This window comes from Aquimarina sp. Aq78, assembly GCF_900299525.1.
Classification (GTDB): Bacteria; Bacteroidota; Bacteroidia; order Flavobacteriales; family Flavobacteriaceae; genus Aquimarina.
In genome coordinates, this window is sequence record NZ_OMKA01000031.1 from 227,232 (window position 1) to 248,704 (window position 21,473).

Genomic DNA, 21,473 nt, shown 5'->3' on the forward strand with positions numbered 1-21,473 from the left:
CATTTTAATCAGGTTCCATTACTATGGAACTCATCAATTTACATAATAACATTATTAATTGATCAATGTTTTTTTGCCCAATGGGGTATGGCATTTTTCAAACCAAAATAGCTATGAATAATCCAAATTTATTTAAAAACTTTAAGGCTGATATTCCAGCCAGTATTGTCGTATTTTTTGTGGCCTTACCTTTATGTTTAGGTATCGCTTTAGCCAGTGGAGCTCCTCTGTTTTCTGGTCTGATTTCAGGTATCGTAGGAGGTATCGTAGTGGGAGCCATGAGTGGATCTCAAATAGGTGTTAGTGGCCCAGCAGCTGGGCTTGCAGCAATTGTATTAACCGCTATTGGTGCATTGGGAGGTTATCAAAACTTCCTTTTGGCAGTCGTTTTGGGCGGTGTGATACAATTGGCATTTGGTTTTCTGAAAGCAGGAATTATTGGATATTATTTTCCATCATCTGTCATTAAAGGAATGCTTACAGGAATAGGTATCATTATCATACTTAAACAAATCCCTCATTTCTTTGGGTATGACGCAAATCCAGAAGGTGATTTTGCATTCTTCCAGATAGATGGAGAAAATACGTTTTCAGGGATTTTAAGCGCAATTAATGCGATTAGTCCTGGAGCTACCTTAATAGCAGTTATCGGTCTTGGGATTCTTCTTTTATGGAGTAATGTACTTTCGAAAAAAGGAAAAGTATTTAAGCTTATTCAAGGGCCTTTGGTAGCAGTTGCTGTTGGGATTATATACTTTGTAGTAACAGCAGGAAATAGTACCTGGGGAATCTCTTCAGAACATCTTGTAAGTGTGCCTGTACCAGAGGATGCATCTTCGTTTTTAGCACAATTTAGTTTTCCAAATTTTGGAGTCATTACCAACCCGCAAATATGGGTAACTGCGTTTACTATTGCTTTAGTGGCCAGTTTAGAAACCTTATTGTGCGTAGAGGCAACCGATAAACTAGATCCTCGTAAACGAGTAACACCTACCAATCGCGAATTACTGGCGCAGGGTACAGGAAACATTATTTCTGGACTTATAGGAGGGTTACCGATTACCCAAGTGATTGTTCGTAGTTCGGCAAACATCCAATCAGGAGGTAAGTCTAAAATGGCGGCAATCTTACATGGATTTTTGTTGTTGATTTCTGTAATTTTAATACCAAAACTTTTAAATAAGATTCCATTATCTGTATTAGCTGCAATTCTTCTTATCGTTGGGTATAAACTTGCAAAACCAGGATTATTTAAAACTATGTATCGATTAGGTTGGAAACAATTTGTTCCGTTTATAGTTACGGTTACTGGTATTGTATTTACAGACCTTTTGGTAGGGATAGGACTAGGTTTATCAGTAGGTGTTGTAGTTATTTTGATTAAGAGTTTTCAGAATTCACATTTCTTACATATCGAAGATAAAAGTAACGGCAAGCATAAAATAAAGATGACATTAGCAGAAGAAGTAACATTCTTCAATAAAGGAGCTATTCTTAAAGAACTAGACAGCCTTCCAAGAGATACTTATTTAGAACTTGATGTTCGAAAAACAAGGTATTTAGACAACGATATTGTCGAAATTCTTGAAGACTTTTCCGAAAAAGCAAGAAATAGGAATATCGATATCCAACTTATTTCGGAAAGAGGTACTATAGAAAATCCAGATAGCTTTATTCAATTCTTTAAACTACGCCCTAAAAGCGCTTAAAATACAAACTTATGAAAAATAGTATGTTAGAATCAAAATACAGGCTATTGGTATTAATTGATCAAACCAAGTCCTCATACACGGCTTTACGTAATGCTGTAAACTTGGCAAAGGTTATAGATGCAGGAATTGAGGTTTTTTATGTAAAACCACCTTTGCAGGTTGTTCGATATGATAACCAAATAGCCGTAATGAGAACATTAGGCGAAGAAAGAATTGCTTCAAAAAAGGCAATGCGAAAATTGGTCGATACTATATCCGATATAGAAAATATTCCTATCATTTACAGTTTTACTTTTGGAAATGTTATTACTGAAATACAAAATCACATTACCAAAACACAGCCAGATGTTGTTGTTATTGGTAAACGAAAACCTAAAATGGTGAATTTTTTGGGAGATGGATTGACATCTTATTTATTGAAACATCACAAAGGTGAGATTCTTATTTCAGGAAGTGATAAAAACCTTACTTCTTATCATGATGTGTCTCTTGGTTTTCTTGATGATATATCGTTAAATAATGAAGTTGAAATTATTCAGGATTTAAAAAAACGTACTCATAAACCTTTTAAGCTGTTTAAAATTAAGAAAACAGATTCCCAGCTTAAAAAGCCAATAACTTTTTCAAAACCTAAAGAACAATCTAATGTAGCAAATACAGTAATCTTTGAATTTGAAGAAGGAATGGATAATAGTGGTAGTGTCTCAAAATACATTGAAAAAAATAAATTGGGACTGCTTTGTGTAAAAAGAGAAACCAAACAAAAGTTAAGCAAATCAATTGGTCTCAATGATAAAGCTCAACAAACTATAAATAAAACAAATGTGCCAGTGCTTATACTGGCTAATAAAAAATAATTATGATGAAAGCACATACAAAAGAAACGCAAGATGCAATGACACCAAACAGTGCATTAAAGACCCTTGTAGAAGGAAATCAACGTTTTCAAAATAATTTGAAGGCAGATCGAAATTTATTACAACAGGTAACCCAGACTGCCAATGGTCAATTTCCTTTCGCAACTATATTGAGTTGTATCGATTCTCGGGTATCGTCAGAATTAATTTTTGATCAGGGTCTGGGCGATGTTTTTAGTATACGAATCGCAGGAAATTTTGTAAACGAGGATATCTTAGGTAGTATGGAATTTGCTTGTAAATTAGCAGGAACAAAACTATTGGTGATCTTGGGACATACTGCCTGTGGTGCCGTTAAAGGAGCATGTGATCATGCCAGACTTGGAAATTTAACCACCTTAATAAACAAAATAGAACCAGCAGTTGAAGCAGTTAAAGAACCAAAAGATGATGCATTGAGAAACTCAAAAAATATCGATTTTGTAAATGAGGTAGCAGAAAAAAATGTAATCATGACTATTGATAATATTCGCTCTTCAAGTGAGGTACTCGCCGAGATGGAAAACAATGGAGAAATAAAAATAATTGGCGGAATGTATGATATTAAAACTGGTGGAGTAAAATTCTTTTAAATATGAAATCAAAAACCAGAATGTTATAAAATGATAATGTTAATTATTTTATAACATTCTGGTTTTTGTGAAATTCAGTATCTAATGATAATCTTACACAAACATATCATAATTTGTTTTTTCCTTTAAGCTATAATAGATAGTTTTGCTTAGAATCATTTTTGATAAGAACATATGGCTTTAAACACACAAAAAATACCTGTAACGATTATTACAGGATTTCTGGGATCTGGTAAAACGACTTTGATACATCAAATTGCTAAAAATGCAAACGGCAGACGATTAGCAATAATCGTTAATGAATTTGGAGAATTAGGAATGGATGGAGAAATTCTGAAAGGTAATGATTGTGGATGTGAAGAAGAGAATATATTAGAATTGAGTAATGGGTGTCTTTGTTGCACGGTACAGGAGGAATTTTTACCCACCATGCTTCAATTGATGGAGCGTAAACAGGATATTGATCATATTATTATAGAAACTTCAGGGTTAGCATTGCCTAAACCATTATTAAAAGCTTTTAACTGGCCTGATTTGAAACCACAAATCACTGTAGATGCTGTGATTACTGTTGTCGATTGTGTAGGACAGGCCACCGGAGAAATATGTGACCGTGATAAAGTACAGTCTCAACGATTAGATGATGAAAATCTGGATCACGAATCTTCTATCGAAGAGTTATTTGAAGATCAGCTGTCTTGTGCAGATTTGATTATAATGACCAAATCAGATTTAATCAATACAGAAGAATATAATCAAGTCAGAGATATTATCCAGAATCGTGTTGGTGGCAACATCAAGTTGATTTCCGCAGTAAAAGGTAATATCCCTGCCGATGTATTATTAGGAATTGATGCTAAAGCCGAAGATCATGTAGATGATAAGCATTCTCACCACGAAGAACACCATCATCATCACCATGATGAGGATGGACATCATCATCACGACCACGATCATGATGACTCGATTAATTCTATTGTGATAGAAATTAAAGTACCTCATACTCCAGAAACTCTAATCAAAAATTTAAAGACACTAGTAGCAGAACACCATATCTACAGGATTAAAGGAATTATCCATGTGCCTGGTAAACCAATGCGTATGATTGTTCAGGGAGTAGCAGATCGATTTGAAAACTATTTTGATAGAAAATGGATCGATGGAGAAATCAAGGCAACTCGATTAGTGATTATAGGAGAAGAACTTGAAGAGCAAAAGATTCAAGAGGTATTAGAAGAAAAATTGATGGTAGGAGAAGGAGTATAACTATTCATTTGCATGATTTCAGTATTAATTTAAAATTTTAATCCCTTGAAAATATACACACGTAAAGGAGATACAGGTAAGACTGGAGTCTTTGGAGGAAAAAGAGAATTTAAAGATTCAGCACGTATAGAATGTAATGGAGCTTTAGACGAAGCGAATTCTACTATTGGATTACTACGTGCAAAAATAGGTAATGACCATGAGTGGCAGCCAAATCTTCATAAAATTCAAAAAGATCTTATGGATATGATGTCACATCTCGCAAGGCCATCGGATTCTAAAAAAGAAAATCCTAACCCCAAACCTAAAGACGGGGCGGATTTTTGTGAACAATGGATGGATGAGATGGAAGCCAATATTAGTTCTCCGTCTGACTATTTTTTATTACCTGGAGGGAATGAAATTTCAGCATTATGTCACGTGTGCAGAACGCAAATCAGAAGAGGTGAACGTAGATTAGTTACCTTAATGCACGAAGATCCAGAATCTGTAGAAGAATATGTGGTTGCATATATTAATAGATTATCAGACTTACTCTTCACCATGGCTAGAGCAGAAATGGATAAAGCCGGGGTTGCAGAAGAAAAATGGCAGTTGTTTTTATATAAAAGAAAAAAGAAAAGAATATAACGGTTTTGCATACAATTTATGGAATAGCTTTAGGACCTGGAGATCCAGAACTTCTTACGCTTAAAGCATTACGAATATTAAAAGAAGTCGATCTTATCTTTTATCCGGGGTCTATTACAAAAGATCAAAAAAAGAGCTTTGTGTATCCTATTTTACAATATCACGGATTAGAGCATAAAGAACTGAAAGGTTTTTTCCTAAATATGTCATATGACCGCAAAAAGGCTTCAGAAACATATGCAGCAACGGTAAAAGACATTGAAGAAGCCTGTCGTTCTGGAAAAAAAACAGCGATTGTATGCGAAGGTGATATTAGCTTATATGCTTCTTTTTCGTATATATTAGCAGAGCTTCAAGAGTTGCAATTACCAGTATCTTTGGTACCGGGAATCAATTCTTTTTCGTTGGGAGCATCGCAACATCAAATACCATTAAGTTTACTTAACGATAAAATTGCGATCGTTCCAAGAGCAAAAAATATTGAAGAAATCTCTAAATATTTTTTAGAATTTGATACCGTGATATTAATGAAAATACGCTCTGGATGGAATGATTTTCAGTTAGAATTAGTACAGAAAGATTGGAAATGTTATTATTGTGAACGTTTAGGAACCAATCAAGAATATATAACAACAGATTTAACCACTCTGACCAATAGAGAAATTCCATATTTCTCTTTATTAATTATCAAACAATGATCAAAGTTGTAGGGCTAGGTCCCGGGCATTCAGATTATATCATTCCGATGGCTACACAGGCAATTTCAGAAGCTTCAGTAATCATAGGATATCACTATTATTTTCAATTTATACAACATTTAGTACGTCCTGATGCCTTATGTATAGGTAAAGAATTAAGCGAAGAAGAAAAAAGAGCAGAAATTGCAATACAACATGCCTTAGAAGGAGAACAGGTTGTTGTTATTGGCTCGGGCGATGCCAGTATATATGCAATGGCATCTATTGTATACCAAAAAGTTGCAGAACAAAAATTAGATATTCCTGTAGAGACAGTACCGGGAATTTCGGCCTTTATTACTGCCGGCAGTAAATTAGGAGCTGTATTAGGACATGATTTTTGTTGTATCTCATTATCTGATTTGATGACTCCATGGACCACAATCGAGAAACGTATCCATGCTGCGGCTATGGGAGATTTTGTGACAGGATTATATAATCCAAAAAGTAAAAAACGGTATTGGCAGCTTCAGACCTTAAAAAATATCTATCTGCAATACCGCTCTGCAACAACCCCTGTAGCAATATGTAAGCAATTAGGGAGAGTAGAAGAAGAGATAAAAATTACCACTTTAGGAGATTTAGATGTCAATGAAGTTGATATGTTTTGTGTGGTGTTGATAGGAAATAGTCAGACCTTTAGATATAAAGATCATCTCATTACTCCAAGAGGATATTTAAACAGAAAACCAGAAACTGGTGTAGAAATACAACAAGCTAGTTTTAATGAGATATTAAATAATATTCCGCCAAATACATTAGCAAAAGACACTTTATGGGCGGCTATACGATGTATTCATACTTCTGGTGATTTTGAATATATAAATTACCTGGAAACTTCTAAACAGGCAATTGCTACCTGGCATGATTATCTTAAAAATGGAGGAACTATCGTTACCGATGTAACTATGGTAGCTGCAGGAGTTACAAAAGCGTATACCACTAAATATGGCAATCAGGTAATTTGTTTGCTAAACGACAAAGAATCTCTTCAGCTTGCCGAAAAAGAAGGATTAACACGGACACAGGCGGGAATAAAACTTGCTGCAAAAAAATATCCCGATGCATTATTTGTTATCGGAAATGCACCGACAGCATTAATTGAGATTGCAGATCAGATTCAAGCCGGAATATTATCTCCAACAGGAGTTGTTGGAGCACCAGTAGGGTTTATCAATGTAATTGAGTCTAAAGAACGATTAAAAACAATATCTCATATTCCATATGCGTTAATTACCGAAAAACGGGGAGGTAGTAATTTTGCAGCGGCCATAATTAATGCAGCATTTACTCTAGAAGAAGCTAAATTATAAAAACAAATGAAAGAGCATCCGCAACGTATATTTGATGATAAAGAACAAGCATTGCTCGAAGAGATAATCGCGCATCGCAGGGATGTCCGAGGGAATCGATTTTTAAATACTCCCATATCTAAGGAGTCAATTGATAGGATCATAGAAGCCGCATTGGCAGCTCCTTCGGTAGGGTTTTCACAGCCCTGGGAATTTGTATTGATCCGGGATCAAAAAACGAAGCAAGCTGTAAAAGAAACTTTTTCTGAAGAAACAGCACGTGCTGCACAACAATTTACAGACGAAAAGCAAAAAGAATACATCAAGCTTAAACTAGAAGGAATTTTAGAATCCCCTTTAAATATGGCAGTGTTTTATAAACCTGCAGAAGGCCCTGTTTTGGGACAAACAAGTATGCCTAATATGGGTAAATACAGTGTGGTTTGTGCGATACAAAATATGTGGCTCATGGCACGGTCCTTAAATATAGGAATGGGATGGGTGAGTATTTTGGATCCAGAAAAAGTAAAACAAGTACTTGGAGCTCCAGAAAAAAACCAATTAATAGGGTATTTGTGCTTTGGGTATACCGATATGTTTTATAACCAACCCGAATTAGAACTAAAAAAATGGGATCGTAAGAAACTTCAAAAAGAAGTGGTGATTGAAGAAAAATATAAATAATTGGGGATGTTACTACACTTCGTTTTTAGTAAAAAAATTGCTCTGGTTGAGGTTTGTGAATTTTATCATTTTTATTACACAGAAATTACTACAACCAAATTGAAAAGTAATAGATATATTAATAATATTCTACCGTAAAACTTTATTTTTTAGATTTCTTCTCCTTCCTTTTTACCCTTTTTCTATTTTTTCTTTTAATGAATTTAACCCCTAATCCAGTTGCCGAAAAACTAAGTACTGTACCTCCTGTTAATAAAATAAAAAGAACAATATCCCATAAAGGCCTGTTCCATGCCAGAAATGAGAAATCTAAACTATGTAAACCGTGATAAATCCAGCGTTGAATTTTGTTTTTTGTAGCACATTTATATACCACTCTAGTTGTTTTTGGGTTGATATAATAGGTTATATCTTTAATGGTTTTAATTCTAATTATGGGTAAATCTTTATCATTATGTCGACTATAATAATAATTGTCATATTCTTTTAGGAGAATACTTTCTTTCACTTCATTTTCGGGAGAAAAAGAATTTACAACTTTTTGATAGTTATCTATGCTTAAAGAAGGGTTAGCGTTATATAAACTATATAAAGAACTTGTATTTTGAAAAAAAACCTGGGCGTAAACATTATTTTGAAAAAAAATGAAACTTATTTCTTTAAATTTCTTTTGTTCTAACAGATTTAGAAAACTACTCCAACTATCCTCATTATAGTAATTTATAGTATGTTTTTGCATTTGCCATTTTAGAATTTCTTCTTTTTGTAATTGTGTACTAGGAGTCCATCCAAAAGGGGTCATACTCATCCATCCGCTAAAAATCCAGGTACATACAAATACCCCAAAAACCAATCCAAAATAATAATGATAATTGTACCATTTGTTTTTGAATCTTTTAAACTTGGCATTTGGTTTCTTTTTGTATCTCACTAACCCTGTAATTATACCCGTAATTACCATGATGAATCCTAATGCGGCTAACCATGTTACCAGTTGTGTCCATAATGTATTATGAATTCTAATATCCTTAAAATAAATCCAATGAGGAATAGCACCCAACCACGACCAAAATCTTTCAGAACTGGTATTCATAGCAAGTAGCTCTCCCGTTACTGATGAGATATAAACCAACGTATTGTTTTCATCCTCAAATTCAATTTTAAAAATGGGCATATGTGGCAAATACTTTGTTCTTGGAATCCATTGGTCTAGCTCTGCTAATATTTGGATAGTAGAATTAGCTATTATTCCTGTGTTTTTTGTTGCGATTTTTAGCGCTATCTCTTTTGTTAGGATTACTTTTTGTCCATTATCTGCATATTTGGAAAAAATTCCCCCCTGATCTGTAATCAAATGAAAAACAGGTCTATTGAGAACATAATTCAGTCTAAGTTGGGATATCTCGTCAATAGTATCATTTTTAAAAACAGTTTTAGGGGATAATACCTCAGTATTTACAGAACTAGAAAGCATTTCTATTCTTTCAGTTTCACTTAGATTTGGAAAACTTTGATACATCATAACAAAGCCCGATAAAAACCAAATTAAAAATAAAGCACAAAAAAAAGTGCCAAGCCAATGATGTAAAGAAATAATCTTTTTCATCTGTTTTTACAATATTTCAGTGGATAAATTGTAGATTTTATTAAAGTAATGGAAAATGTACCGATAGTTAGATTACATCGATACATTCTCCTTTTAAGTTTGTTTAAAACTTATATGCCAAACTTAATTTATAATTTCTTCCCTGGCCAGGAAAAAACTGATTTGAATAGATCGCATCGGTAAAATAAAGTGTATCGCCAATATTATTTATGTTTAATCCTATTCTAACTTTTTTTGCTTGATAATAAAGAGTTCCATCTATGGTCGTATACGATGGTAATGTATATGTATTGCTTGAATTGGTATAGTTTTTATCTACGTAATTTAGCCCTAATCCAGCTCCCAAACCTTGCAAATACCCTTTTTGAAATTCATAATTTCCCCAAAAATTAATAGAATTTTTAGGAGCATATGGTAACCTGTTTCCTGCTGGTATAGTCTGTAACGTTTTATTATAATCTCTAATTTTGGCATCTACGAAAGCATATCCTGCTTTAATATAAAATCCTTCAAAAGGTTTTGATTCAATATCTAATTCTATCCCTTTAGAATCTGCAGAACCTATTTGCTGGTAATCATCGACACTTGTTTTTTCTACGATATTATTTTTTAACATAAAATAAGCTGAAAGTGTAGCAGTAAACAGATCATTTTTTTGAAACTTGACTCCTAATTCATTTTGAAAACCTGTTTCAGTGTCAAATACTTTTCCATCCGGAGTTACTCTTCTTGATGGTTTAAAATAGTTTGAATATGAAGCAAAAATGCTAATCATATCTTTAACCGGTTGGTAAACAATACCTGCCCGATATGAGAAAGAAGATGAAGGGATTTCTGTACGAACTCCAGAAGTAATTAAGGCCCTGTTATTATCAATGATATCTCTATAATAAGTTCCGGTAAATGTATCATAACGCAGTCCTATTAGCGCTTTAAATTTATCAGAAAATTTAATCCAATCTTGTAAATAAAATGCGTATACTACCTCTTTTTTTATATCAACTTTATTATCTATTGTTTCAATATACCCTTGGTTTAAAGTAGGATTTTGTACAGAAATAGTTGTAAAAGTTCCTGGACCGATTACTTCTCCTCTAAAAGTCTTGCGGTCTAAAATACTGACAGAATTTCCTAGTAATACCTTATGTTCTATCACATTTGTTTTGAATTTATAACTTAAATCTAATTGATTTTGTAGGGTTTTGGTCTGATGATTAAAATAAAACGGGAAAGCTCTGGAGATAGAATCTTTAGTTGGATTTAACTCTAAAAACTCTGTAGAAAGATAGTTTATATCGTCATTTGAATACGATAAGAGATTAGATAATTTCAAATTAGAATTAAAATCATGTGAGTATTTTATTTGATAATCAAGACGTTTGTGTTTTAAATAATCTTGCGGATCGTTGTATCTGGTCTCTGGATCCATTCCTGGGATAACAGAGCTGTCTTCATTTACAGGAATTCCCGTATCAGTATCATATACATCTTTATTAGCCTGAAAGTAAAAGGCTAATTTATCATTTGTCGAAGGGGTATAATCTAACATTAAAGATCCATTATTGGTCGCGATACCATAATCTCTCCACCCTTTGGTACGTGTCATTCCTATATCTACTCTATAACGTAATTTATCTGAAACTGGACCACCAATACCACCTTCAAGATTATAAGTGTCATAACTACCATAAGTGGCTTTAAAATTAGCTTTTTGTTTATGTGTAGGTTTTTTGCGGACTATATTTATAATTCCTCCTAATGCCGAATGACCATATAAAACCCCCGCAGGGCCTTTAAGTACTTCTATTCTTTCCACATTTGCTAGATTCGTTGAAGGTGCACTGGTAGATATGTTGTGCCGTTCATCTCTAACACCATCAACTAGCATAACAAAATTATTAAATCCTCTAATTCTAAAAGTTTGGAAACCTCCATACCTATTTATAGGCCTTACACCTGTAACACTTTTAACCGCATCTCCTATATCAAAAACATTACGTTGTTGCATAATCTCTCCATTAATACTGTTGGTAGTTACAGGGATGTCTATATTTTTAATTCCTAATTTGTTAACATTTAGTATTTCCTTATTGGTTTTATTGTTTCCTCCATTAATAAATACCTCTTCTAATCCAGTAATGTTTTTTTTAAGGGCTACATTTAAAATGAGAGATTCACTATCCAAAATAATATTTTTAGTAATTTGTTGATAGCTAACGGCAGAGAACGAAATATTGTAATTCCCTTTTTCTAATGAGATTGAATATTTTCCTTCTTCATCTGTAATTGTTTCGTGATTTGTCTGTTGTATATAAACAGATACATTAGAAATTCCTTTTCCAGAAATTTGACTTTTTACAGTTCCAGTAATTGTAATGTTTGATTGTGCATAGGTCATGAAACCCCATAACAATAAGACACTGCATAATACTAATTTTTTCATTTTTTAAATAGAGATTAAGCAGGGAAAAATGCAGAAATAAATAAAGACTACCTTTTAGGTTAAAGACAGTTATTATTATTTTCACTCTTTACCCGAGAGTTAATAATTATTTAGATTTTATGGCAGGTCTCCTGACTTAATTCGGTAATTACCTCCTTCCCATAGCCTTTGCTACAGTGGTTTTATGGTACTACTTTTTTGTGAATCTTACAGTTGCGGGAACAGTTTTGGAGTCTCACCAAATTCCCTTTTAATTTTCACCATAGGTGAAAAACCATTTATCGGGCGCAAATATAGTTTTTTTGCTGTTGGATCAAATTGAAAGTGATGTGTTTTCATTTATAATAACTGAATATTTTTTGCTCTAACACTAAACAATTGTAAATGAGAGAAAGGATATGGTTTTAGAGAGGAGTGATAAATATTTTGATTTCTATAAACTTTAACTTCGTAGCTTTGTTGATTCAATAAGAATATATACAACATCAATAGCACTATGATCTTCCATATTATAGGTATCGGAAATAAAACCCCGGATTTTACAACAGAACAACAACAAAGTATTCTGGATACCCTTGTTTTTAGTGGAGGAAAACGTCATTATGAATTGGTGAAAGACTATCTTCCCAAAAACCATCAATGGATAGCTATTCAATCTCCGATGTCTCAGGTATTCGAGGCATATGAAAAAGCGACAGTACCAATTATTGTTTTTGCTTCCGGAAATCCACTGTTTTATGGATTTTCGAATACATTAAAAAATAAATATCCAGATGCAAAAATCATAACAACTCCCTATTTTAGTTCGATTCAATTATTGGCTAATGCAATGCATTTGAATAGTAACCAGTTAGAAACCGTAAGTGTGCATGGAAGAAGCTGGAAAGCATTAGATACTATCTTAATCCAACAAAAAGAAAGTATAGGAGTGCTTACAGATGCAGAAAAAACTCCAGCTACCATTGCAAAAAGACTTTTGGAGTATGGATATGATAATTATAAAATTATTGTAGGGGAAGACATAGAAGGAGAACGGGAAAAATTTCAGAAATTATCTTTATTGGAAGCTTCAACAATGAAGTTTCATTCACTGAATTGTGTTATACTAAAAAAAACAGCGCATCGTCAAATTGATTTTGGGATAAAGGATGCTGATTTTAAAGGCTTACCTGGCAGGCCTAAGATGATTACCAAAATGCCTATTCGATTAATGGCCTTGCATTATTTAGATATTCTTAATGTTGATATAGTATGGGATATCGGCTTTTGTACTGGATCTGTTAGTATAGAAGCTAAATTAAAGAACCCAGATATAGCTGTAGTTGCTTTCGAAAAAAGGCCAGAATGTGAAGCAATTATGATAGAAAATCAGAAATGTTTTGGGGTTCCTGGTATTCAGGTAGTAATGGGAGATTTTTTTGAACACGATCTTACTCAGTTTACAAAGCCTGAAGCAATTTTTATTGGTGGTCACGGCGGTAAATTAGAAGAACTTTTTCTGAAGATTGCTCCAATTTTACAACTTGAAACCTGTATAGTAATCAATGCTGTCAAAGAAAGTTCGGTACAAGCTTTTAAAGCAGGTTGCAACAAAATAGGGTATACTATCGTAGAAGAATCCAAACTGTCACTTGATGAATACAATCCAATTACGTTGCTTAAAGCAATAAAATTAAGATCTAAAATCAAATAGGGACCCAATTTTTTATTCAGTATCTGGTTTGCTCGTTTTTAATCAAATTCACGGTTTCCAGTGTGTTCTTCACTTCATATAGTGTATACTTTTGTAACTAAGTATTAGGAAAAGAACATGATTATGAAAAAAAATAAACTACTTAGTTTACTGATGATTGGTGCCGCTGTTCTATATTCTTTTAGAAAGGATGGTGATATGTTCAAACTTGACATCAAAAAAATAGAAATAGAAACAGAGGTAGAAGAAACTAGCAGTGTTATAAGTACTATTTCTTCTGAAAAATTACTTACAAATAATCTTATTGTAGAAGTTATAGATACTAAAAACATTCCATTATCGAATGAAGGTTATTGTTCAGGATCAGACACAGAAGACTTGATCGAATCACTTCCAAATACCCGCATAACACCATTTCTGATATTGGATTATCGTTATAGGCTTTAGAATCATTAGGGTCTGTTTGTAAAGCCTGTTATATAGAGAGTGTAAACAACAACAAGTTTGTATCAAGCTCTATTATAAATCTTGAAAATAATTCATTTTAAACAAAATCTGTCCCATATATGATCAATTTATGTAGGTTTGCCAAATAAAACGAGCATTAAAAAATTTCAACGCGTGAAAATAACTTCACTTGTAACTGGCGGAGCGGGATTTATAGGTTCGCATGTGGTCAATCATTTACTAAAACAAAATCACCAGGTTATAGTTTTAGATGATCTTTCCGGAGGAGATAAAGAAAATATAAACTCAGCAGCACTATTTTATGAAGGTTCGATACTAGATGTTACCTTAATAAATACTCTTTTTGATAAGTATAAGTTCACCTATGTCTATCATTTGGCTGCTTATGCAGCTGAAGGATTAAGTCATTTTATTAGAAATTTCAACTACCAGAATAACCTGATTGGTAGTGTTAATTTGATTAACGCATCGGTAGTTCATGAAGTGAAATGTTTTGTTTTTACCTCTTCTATTGCAGTCTATGGAACAAATACATTGCCATTGGTAGAAACACAATTTCCGCAACCAGAAGATCCTTATGGAATAGCAAAGTACGCAGTAGAATTAGATCTGATAAATGCACAGAAGATGTTTGGTATGGATTATATTATTTTCAGACCTCATAATGTATACGGAAGACACCAAAATATAGGAGATAAATATCGTAATGTCGTTGGGATATTTATGAATCAGATTCTTGAAAATAAACCGTTAACCATTTTTGGAGATGGTAAGCAAACAAGAGCTTTTACGCATATCGATGATATTGCACCTTATATTGCTAGTTCGGTAACGATACCTGAAGCACATAATACGGTTTTTAATATAGGAAATGATGCAGTATACTCTGTAAAAGAATTGGCAATAGCAGTAAGTAATGCAATGCAATCAGAACTAGCTATAGAACAACTAGAAAAACGGGAGGAAGTGACTCATGCCTATGCTAATCATTCAAAATTTGATACTGTTTTTAATCCCAAAAAACATATAGATTTAGAAACTGGGCTTTTAGAAATGGCCAAATGGGTAAAGACTCATGGGGCGCGTTCTAGTAAAGAATTCCAAAACATTGAAATAACAAAAAAGCTGCCGAATTCCTGGAAAAAACCTTTAAAGCAATGACAAATCAACCACTAGTTACTATTATAATGGCTGTTAAAGATACGGCCCCTTATTTGCGGGATTGCTTAGATTCTATTCTGGCACAAACATATCAAAATTGGGAACTTATTGCTGTAAATGATCACTCATCAGATGATAGCCCAAAAATTTTGCAGGAATATGCTACAAAAGACTCGAGAATCCGATTTTTTAATAGTGATAGACCTAAATTAATCCCAACATTACAAGTGGGATATGCCGAAACCAAAGGAACATTGATCAACAGAATGGATTCTGATGATAAAATGCCAGCGTATAAAATAGAAGTACTTGTAGAAGAATGGAGTAAATACGGAAAAGGAACTGTGATTGCAGGAGGAACTGAGCATTTTGTAGACGAAGGTGTTGTGGGTGATGGGTTTCTTAAATACGAAAAATGGCTTAATGAAGTTGCCAGAACAAGTACTCACTATCAAGAGATTTATAGAGAATGTGTTATCCCGTCTCATTGTTGGTTACTACACAAAGAAGATTTTGATGCTGCAGGTGCTTTTGATCCAATTATATACCCAGAAGATTACGACCTCTGTTTCAGATTTTACAGATTAGGTTTAACTGTTGTAGGGATTGATAAAATTCTGCATCACTGGAGGGATCGATCTGATAGAATTTCACGTACCTGGGAGGAATACAAAGACAATAGATATTTTGACCTTAAACTACGCTTTTTCTATGAATTGGATAGAGATAAAACGCGACCTTTAGTACTATGGGGCGCAGGGAAAAACGGTAAAGATATGGCCAAACTCTTACAATCTTATACTGATAGATTTCATTGGGTATGTGATAATGAGAGAAAAATAGGAAAGGATATTTACGGGGTACGATTAGAGCATTATGATGATATTAAAACACTCGAGGATGCTCAGATCATTATTGTAGTAGCATCTCCAACAGGGAAAAAAGAAATAGAAGAATTACTCCTCTTATGGGATAAAAAACCGGTTGTTGATTTTTGGTTTTTTGCATGACAAGTATTTATAATCTTAATAAACATTTTTTAAGACGTTAATAACCTAATATCTTTGTATCGTAGGAGAATTTAATAGCTTTTTCAAAAAATACATGTCAGAACACACCATAAAAGTTGCAATACTCTGTTTTACAGATCAGGGATTGTCTATTGCTAAAACCTTGCAAAAAGAATTTTACCGCTCTAAGCTGTTTACAACAAGAACAGTAGAGGTTAGTAAAGATATAAAGCAAATCAATTCGGTATCAGAATTGATAGAAGATTCATTTCATAACTATGATGCATGGATTTTTGTAGGGGCATTAGGGATTTGCGTGCGTAGTATCGCTGCACATATTAAAGATAAGACAAGTGACCCTGCTGTGATTAATGTTGATGATCAGGGTAAATTTGTACAAGCCGTACTTAGCGGTCATATTGGTAAAGCCAATACACTCACAACTCAAATCAGTAGAATTCTTAATGCACAAGCTGTGTTATCTACATCTAGTGATTTGCAAAACCTATGGGCACTGGATACGTTGGCAGAAGCCTATGAATGGAAAATGAAAAGTTCTATTTCTACAAATGAGATTATATCCTTGTTTGTGAATAGAAAACCTACAGCATTAGTGCTAAAAGTTAAGAATAAAGGAGTTCAACACCTGGAGAAAACCTGTCCGGATTTTGTAGACATTTATTATGATCAGAAAGATTTTGAACATAGCGACTATGAATTAATACTATATGTGGGTTATGAGCTTATCACAACAGAGACTCCTCTTTTTTCTTTCTACCCTCCTTGTGTGGCATTAGGTAGTGGGTGCGCAAAAGGTATAGAGCCTCAACTACTTTTGAAAGGATTAGAATCTGCATTAGAAGAACAGCATATCGCGATAGAAAGTATCTACGCTATTGGATCTGCAACTATTAAGAATGAGGAACAAGCATATCTTGATTTTGCAGCGTATTATAATATTCCTTTTATTACCTATACTGGTGAAGAACTTAATACTATTACAGTTGCCAACCCTTCAGAAGTTGTAAAGGAAAAAGTAGGTGTTTATGGCGTTTCTGAAGCCGCTGCGGCATTAACAGCAGGTCAATCAACGTGGCTGGTTGAAAAAACAAAAGCGCTCACGCCGTCTGGTAAGAAATTTACCTACGCATTAAGCTTGTCGGCCAGATATGAGCGTAAAGCAAGTATTGCAATTGTGGGTGCTGGATCGGGAGATCCAGAATTATTGACCTTAAAAGGGCAGTATATTCTAGAAAATGCTGATTGTATTTTATATGCCGGGAGTTTGGTGCCAGAAGCTTTGACGCATATGGCAAAAGAAGGCGCATTGGTGCGTAATTCTGCATCGATGACCTTAGAAGAGCAAATAATGATCATTGATCAATATTATGAACAAGGGAAATCTGTTGTGCGCTTGCATTCTGGAGATCCTTCTATATATGGAGCGATACAGGAGCAGATGACTATTTTTGACGAAAAAGGATACGATTATTATATCGTTCCGGGAATTTCCTCATTTCAGGCAGCTGCTGCATATCTCAAATCAGAATTTACTATTCCCGAAGTGGCACAAACTATTATTCTTACCCGAGGAGAGGGAAATACACCAATGCCAGAGCACGAAAAAATTGCTGATATGGCAAAATTAAGAGCTACCATGTGTATTTTTTTAAGTGTTGGTATAGCTAAAAAAATACAAGCACAACTTCTGGAACATTATCCAGAAAATACACCATTAGCGATACTATACCGTGTAAGTTGGGAAGATGAAGAAGTATGGACGGGTACCCTTTCTGAACTAACTACTATCATCAAAAAAAATAAGCTAACTCGCACTGTTCTTATTGTAGTGGGTGAAGCCGTAGGTGCCCGTAAAAACAGATCGTGGTTATATGATGATAAATGGCATCATATCTTTAGAAAAAAAGGAAAAGAAATTCAATCTTCATGATACTCGTTTTTGGAGGCACTACGGAAGGGAAACAAGTCGCCAAAATATTGGATGAACTAGAATATCCGTATTACTATTCAACCAAAACAAAAGTGAATTATGAAGGAAAAGGAACTCCGATTCATGGAGTATTGACACGTTCTCTATTAGAAACTTTTTGTAAGAAACATGGGATTACACATATTGTTAATGCTTCTCACCCTTTTGCGGTACAATTGCATCAAATGATTTCTGATATTTCGATCACACTACCTTTGATACGTTTTCAAAGACAGTTCTCTCCCAGAATACTGGATCAAAAAGTATCTTATGTAGATAGTTTTGAAGAGGCGATACGTTATTTTAATAAAAACAACTATAGTTCATTATTAGCACTTTCGGGAGTGCAAACCATTACAAAATTACGACCTTACTGGGAAGAACACCTCACCTGGTTTCGTATTTTAGATCGAGATAGCTCCAGGGCGATTGCCGATGAGGCGGGATTTCCAAAAACAAAGTTATTATTTGGATACCCTCAATCTAAAGCAGCCGAAACGGAGTTGTTTGCCAAACTATCTCCAGCTGTAATTTTTACTAAAGAAAGTGGAAGTAATGGAAAACTGGAAGAAAAAATAGCTGCGGCTCAAGCCTTACATATCCCGATAGTCATTCTCAAAAAACCAAAAGTTTCTAATCGATATCTTTGTATCGATACCAAAGCTGCGTTAATTGAAATAATAAGTAGATAGAGATGAATTAAAGATTTCTTTAATAGCTGTGTTTTGCGTGAAGGATAGTAGTGAAAACCCCGCAGTATTGTCTTGCTGAGCCTGTCGAAGGCCTGACCTGAGCTTGTCGAAGGATAGACAATGCGAGGAGTTGTAACGAATAGCCTGACCCAAAGGGACACGCCAAGAGAAAAGACAATGGTTTATGAAAAGAGAATCGGATCAAACCAACAATCAATAAGTATTGAGCGAATTACAAGACATACCAGATAAACCATTACGAAAAGGGTATACCACAGGAGCCTGCGCCACGGCCTGCGTTAAAGCTGCATTATGGAGTTTAGTCACCCAACAGGAAATTACTGAGACTCAAGTGCAATTGCCTATAGGTGAAATCGCTACATTTCGAGTTCAACTCAATAAATTAACACAAAAGGAAGCTACATATTCAACAATAAAAGATGCGGGTGATGATCCTGATGTAACCCATAATGCAGAGATCATGGCTACTGTATCTCTTAATGATACTGGAGATATTCTTTTTAAAAGAGGAAAAGGAGTGGGACTAGTTACCTTACCGGGATTAGAAATACCTGTTGGAGAACCAGCAATTAATCCAGTCCCCAGAGATATGATGCGTATTGTTTGTAAAAAGATAGTATCAGACCATTATCTCGAGAAACATGGAGTAACCATTACCATATCTGTAAAAAACGGAGAAGAGCTTGCTAAAAGAACATTGAATAGCCGTTTAGGGATATTGCATGGAATTTCAATATTAGGAACTACCGGTATTGTTACTCCGTTTTCTGCCGCTTCTTATATTGCTAGTATTCAACAAGGGATTGATGTTGCCGTAGCAAATGGTATGACAGAACTATTAATAAATTCTGGAGCGCGTAGTGAGAAAATGTTGAGGTCTATATTTCCTAGTATTTCAGAAGTATCCTGTATACATTACGGAAACTGGATACAGGAAACTTTCGAAAAAATTCATCAATCTCCTCAAATAACCAAGGTATCTATGGGGATTATGTTAGGAAAAGCAGCAAAATTAGCACAAGGCAGAACGAATACACATAGTGGAAAAACAACATGGGATAAAGATTTTATATATCAACTGGCTATATCTGCAGGATACCCAGAGGAAATTGCTAACAAAGTTTTAGCATTAAATATGGCAGGACGTCTTCGGGAAATTTTTACTTTTACAGCTCAGGAAAATTTTTATCAAAAACTAATACAAGAATGCCATTATCATTGTCAGAAAATAGCACCAAATGTAACGATTGCTATGTATTTGATTAATAACGATGGAACTCACATATCATATACTATATGAACATCATGAATCTTGCCCGCCCTTTGATAGCAGGGGTTTTACATTCTTTTGAACCGGATCATATGTCTGCAGTATCGGTACTTGCGGCAGAGAATGCCATTCAAAAAAAGAAAGTGTCTTTTAAGACTGCCTTTACAGCATCTCAATGGGCATTAGGACATTCGGTAACTTTGCTGATGTTTGGAGGGATTGCTTTGGTATTTAGAGCAGCCTTACATGCTTTTGTAGAGAGTATCTCTTTCTGGGCAGAATTTTCTGTCGGTCCAATTATGATTTGGTTAGGCGTAATGGCCATTCGAAGAAATCATAAGATTAATGAGATGATGGCAGATCATAAAAAAATAGAAGCACATGAGCATGCGGCTAGTAATCCTATTCATCTACATGGAAAAAGAGGTGAAGAAATTGCTATGAATCCTATTAACAGGTCGTTTTGGATAGGGATGCTACATGGATTGGCAGGTACAGGAGGTGCGCTAACCTCGGCACTAATTATTAGTGCAGATACTATCTCTGATGCCATCCTGATATTAATAGTAGAATCTATTGGGATTATCTTTTCTATGGCAGTATATAGTTATGTACTGATCTTTACCATGAGCCGTTTTATAGAGCGTAATATGTCTATATTTAAATGGATGAATGGTGTTATTGGTATCATTTCTATACTAGTAGGGCTTCTCGTATTACAAAGTGTACTTTTTGAATAACCTTAAGTATACTAGTTACTGGCATATATTGCTTATAAACGATTGAAGAGCGTAGACATAATAAAGAATGGCATATAATATTGTACTTGTAGAACCAGAAATTCCCATGAATACGGGTAATATTGGTAGACTTAGTTTAGCATCGGGATCAAATCTACATTTGGTGAAACCATTTGGATTTGAATTAAGTGATTCGAGATTAAAAAGAGCTGGGTTGGATTATTGGAAACACATCTCGGTACATATGTATGATAGTATAGATGAGTTTTATGCTGTAAATAAAGGTAAAAACATGGTATATCTATCGAGCCATGCAGAAAAAGACTACTGTTCTATACCTTATGAAGATGATCTATTTTTTGTCTTTGGAAAAGAATCTACTGGTTTGCCAAAAACTATAACAGAAAAATATCCGGATCAACTCTATAAAATACCAATTTACAGTGATAAGGTAAGAAGTTTAAACTTAGCCAATGCAGTGAGTATTGTAGTCTATGAAGGGATAAGAAATATTAAATAAATAGATCTTAGCTACATTGTAGAATTCCGTATTTTTACCAATCATACAA

The 21,473-nt window shown here is 34.2% G+C and carries 19 protein-coding genes and 1 riboswitch; of the genes, 17 read left to right on the forward strand and 2 right to left on the reverse strand.

Annotation, left to right across the window (positions count from 1 at the left end):
- Positions 1 to 113 precede the first annotated feature (113 nt).
- The 8 genes from DG435_RS24100 to bluB all read left to right on the forward strand — a co-directional run bounded on the left by DG435_RS24100 (position 114) and on the right by bluB (position 7,810).
- Entirely contained in the window at positions 114 to 1,709 is a 1,596-nt protein-coding gene (locus DG435_RS24100) for a SulP family inorganic anion transporter (protein WP_106790885.1), read from the forward strand.
- A gap of 11 nt (positions 1,710 to 1,720) precedes the next feature.
- Positions 1,721 to 2,569, forward strand: coding sequence for a universal stress protein (locus DG435_RS24105; protein WP_106790814.1), 849 nt, complete (start codon positions 1,721 to 1,723; stop codon positions 2,567 to 2,569).
- A gap of 5 nt (positions 2,570 to 2,574) precedes the next feature.
- Positions 2,575 to 3,201 (forward strand): carbonic anhydrase family protein, encoded by a 627-nt coding sequence (locus DG435_RS24110; protein ID WP_106790886.1) that lies wholly within the window; start codon positions 2,575 to 2,577, stop codon positions 3,199 to 3,201.
- A gap of 174 nt (positions 3,202 to 3,375) precedes the next feature.
- The gene (cobW, locus tag DG435_RS24115; protein ID WP_106790815.1) at positions 3,376 to 4,467 is read left to right on the forward strand and encodes a cobalamin biosynthesis protein CobW; all 1,092 of its coding nucleotides are present in this window, start codon (positions 3,376 to 3,378) and stop codon (positions 4,465 to 4,467) included.
- A gap of 45 nt (positions 4,468 to 4,512) precedes the next feature.
- On the forward strand, positions 4,513 to 5,097 hold the full coding sequence (locus DG435_RS24120) for a cob(I)yrinic acid a,c-diamide adenosyltransferase (protein WP_106790816.1): 585 nt from the start codon (positions 4,513 to 4,515) through the stop codon (positions 5,095 to 5,097).
- A 5-nt stretch (positions 5,098 to 5,102) separates the two neighbouring features.
- Entirely contained in the window at positions 5,103 to 5,795 is a 693-nt protein-coding gene (cobI, locus tag DG435_RS24125; RefSeq protein WP_159025423.1) for a precorrin-2 C(20)-methyltransferase, read from the forward strand.
- Positions 5,792 to 7,147 carry a precorrin-3B C(17)-methyltransferase gene (gene cobJ / locus DG435_RS24130; RefSeq protein WP_106790818.1) on the forward strand — a complete coding sequence of 452 codons (1,356 nt, stop codon included), beginning with the start codon at positions 5,792 to 5,794 and terminating at the stop codon, positions 7,145 to 7,147. The genes cobI and cobJ overlap by 4 nt, the downstream gene beginning before the upstream one ends.
- Positions 7,148 to 7,153: 6 nt before the next feature.
- Complete coding sequence (gene bluB, locus DG435_RS24135; RefSeq protein ID WP_106790819.1) at positions 7,154 to 7,810, forward strand: 5,6-dimethylbenzimidazole synthase; 657 nt, start codon at positions 7,154 to 7,156, stop codon at positions 7,808 to 7,810.
- A 142-nt stretch (positions 7,811 to 7,952) separates the two neighbouring features.
- Here the strand turns inward: bluB and DG435_RS24140 are convergent, their stop codons facing one another.
- Entirely contained in the window at positions 7,953 to 9,416 is a 1,464-nt protein-coding gene (locus DG435_RS24140) for a PepSY-associated TM helix domain-containing protein (RefSeq protein ID WP_106790820.1), read from the reverse strand.
- 103 nt (positions 9,417 to 9,519) lie between these two features.
- A complete protein-coding gene (locus DG435_RS24145) occupies positions 9,520 to 11,859 on the reverse strand; it encodes a TonB-dependent receptor (protein ID WP_106790821.1) in 2,340 nt (779 codons plus the stop codon).
- Between the two features lie 103 nt (positions 11,860 to 11,962).
- Positions 11,963 to 12,153, reverse strand: a riboswitch (cobalamin riboswitch).
- Positions 12,154 to 12,355: 202 nt separating this feature from the next.
- Here DG435_RS24145 and cbiE point away from each other — a divergent pair.
- The 9 genes from cbiE (at position 12,356) to DG435_RS24190 (ending at position 21,424) form a co-directional block, all read left to right on the forward strand.
- Positions 12,356 to 13,552 (forward strand): precorrin-6y C5,15-methyltransferase (decarboxylating) subunit CbiE, encoded by a 1,197-nt coding sequence (gene cbiE / locus DG435_RS24150; RefSeq protein ID WP_106790822.1) that lies wholly within the window; start codon positions 12,356 to 12,358, stop codon positions 13,550 to 13,552.
- A gap of 123 nt (positions 13,553 to 13,675) precedes the next feature.
- Positions 13,676 to 13,999: a hypothetical protein gene (locus DG435_RS24155; RefSeq protein WP_106790823.1), complete on the forward strand. Its 324-nt coding sequence runs from the start codon at positions 13,676 to 13,678 to the stop codon at positions 13,997 to 13,999.
- A gap of 174 nt (positions 14,000 to 14,173) precedes the next feature.
- A complete protein-coding gene (locus DG435_RS24160; protein ID WP_106790824.1) occupies positions 14,174 to 15,181 on the forward strand; it encodes an NAD(P)-dependent oxidoreductase in 1,008 nt (335 codons plus the stop codon).
- Complete coding sequence (locus tag DG435_RS24165) at positions 15,178 to 16,191, forward strand: glycosyltransferase family 2 protein (RefSeq protein ID WP_106790825.1); 1,014 nt, start codon at positions 15,178 to 15,180, stop codon at positions 16,189 to 16,191. Before DG435_RS24160 ends, DG435_RS24165 begins: the two co-directional genes overlap by 4 nt.
- A 94-nt stretch (positions 16,192 to 16,285) precedes the next feature.
- On the forward strand, positions 16,286 to 18,142 hold the full coding sequence (gene cobM / locus DG435_RS24170; RefSeq protein WP_106790826.1) for a precorrin-4 C(11)-methyltransferase: 1,857 nt from the start codon (positions 16,286 to 16,288) through the stop codon (positions 18,140 to 18,142).
- Positions 18,139 to 18,873: a precorrin-6A/cobalt-precorrin-6A reductase gene (locus tag DG435_RS24175; protein ID WP_106790827.1), complete on the forward strand. Its 735-nt coding sequence runs from the start codon at positions 18,139 to 18,141 to the stop codon at positions 18,871 to 18,873. The genes cobM and DG435_RS24175 overlap by 4 nt, the downstream gene beginning before the upstream one ends.
- Positions 18,874 to 19,096: 223 nt before the next feature.
- Positions 19,097 to 20,194: a cobalt-precorrin-5B (C(1))-methyltransferase gene (locus DG435_RS24180; protein ID WP_106790828.1), complete on the forward strand. Its 1,098-nt coding sequence runs from the start codon at positions 19,097 to 19,099 to the stop codon at positions 20,192 to 20,194.
- Positions 20,191 to 20,904: a hypothetical protein gene (locus DG435_RS24185; RefSeq protein WP_106790829.1), complete on the forward strand. Its 714-nt coding sequence runs from the start codon at positions 20,191 to 20,193 to the stop codon at positions 20,902 to 20,904. Before DG435_RS24180 ends, DG435_RS24185 begins: the two co-directional genes overlap by 4 nt.
- 67 nt (positions 20,905 to 20,971) lie before the next feature.
- Complete coding sequence (locus tag DG435_RS24190) at positions 20,972 to 21,424, forward strand: tRNA (cytidine(34)-2'-O)-methyltransferase (protein ID WP_106790830.1); 453 nt, start codon at positions 20,972 to 20,974, stop codon at positions 21,422 to 21,424.
- Positions 21,425 to 21,473: the final 49 nt, after the last annotated feature.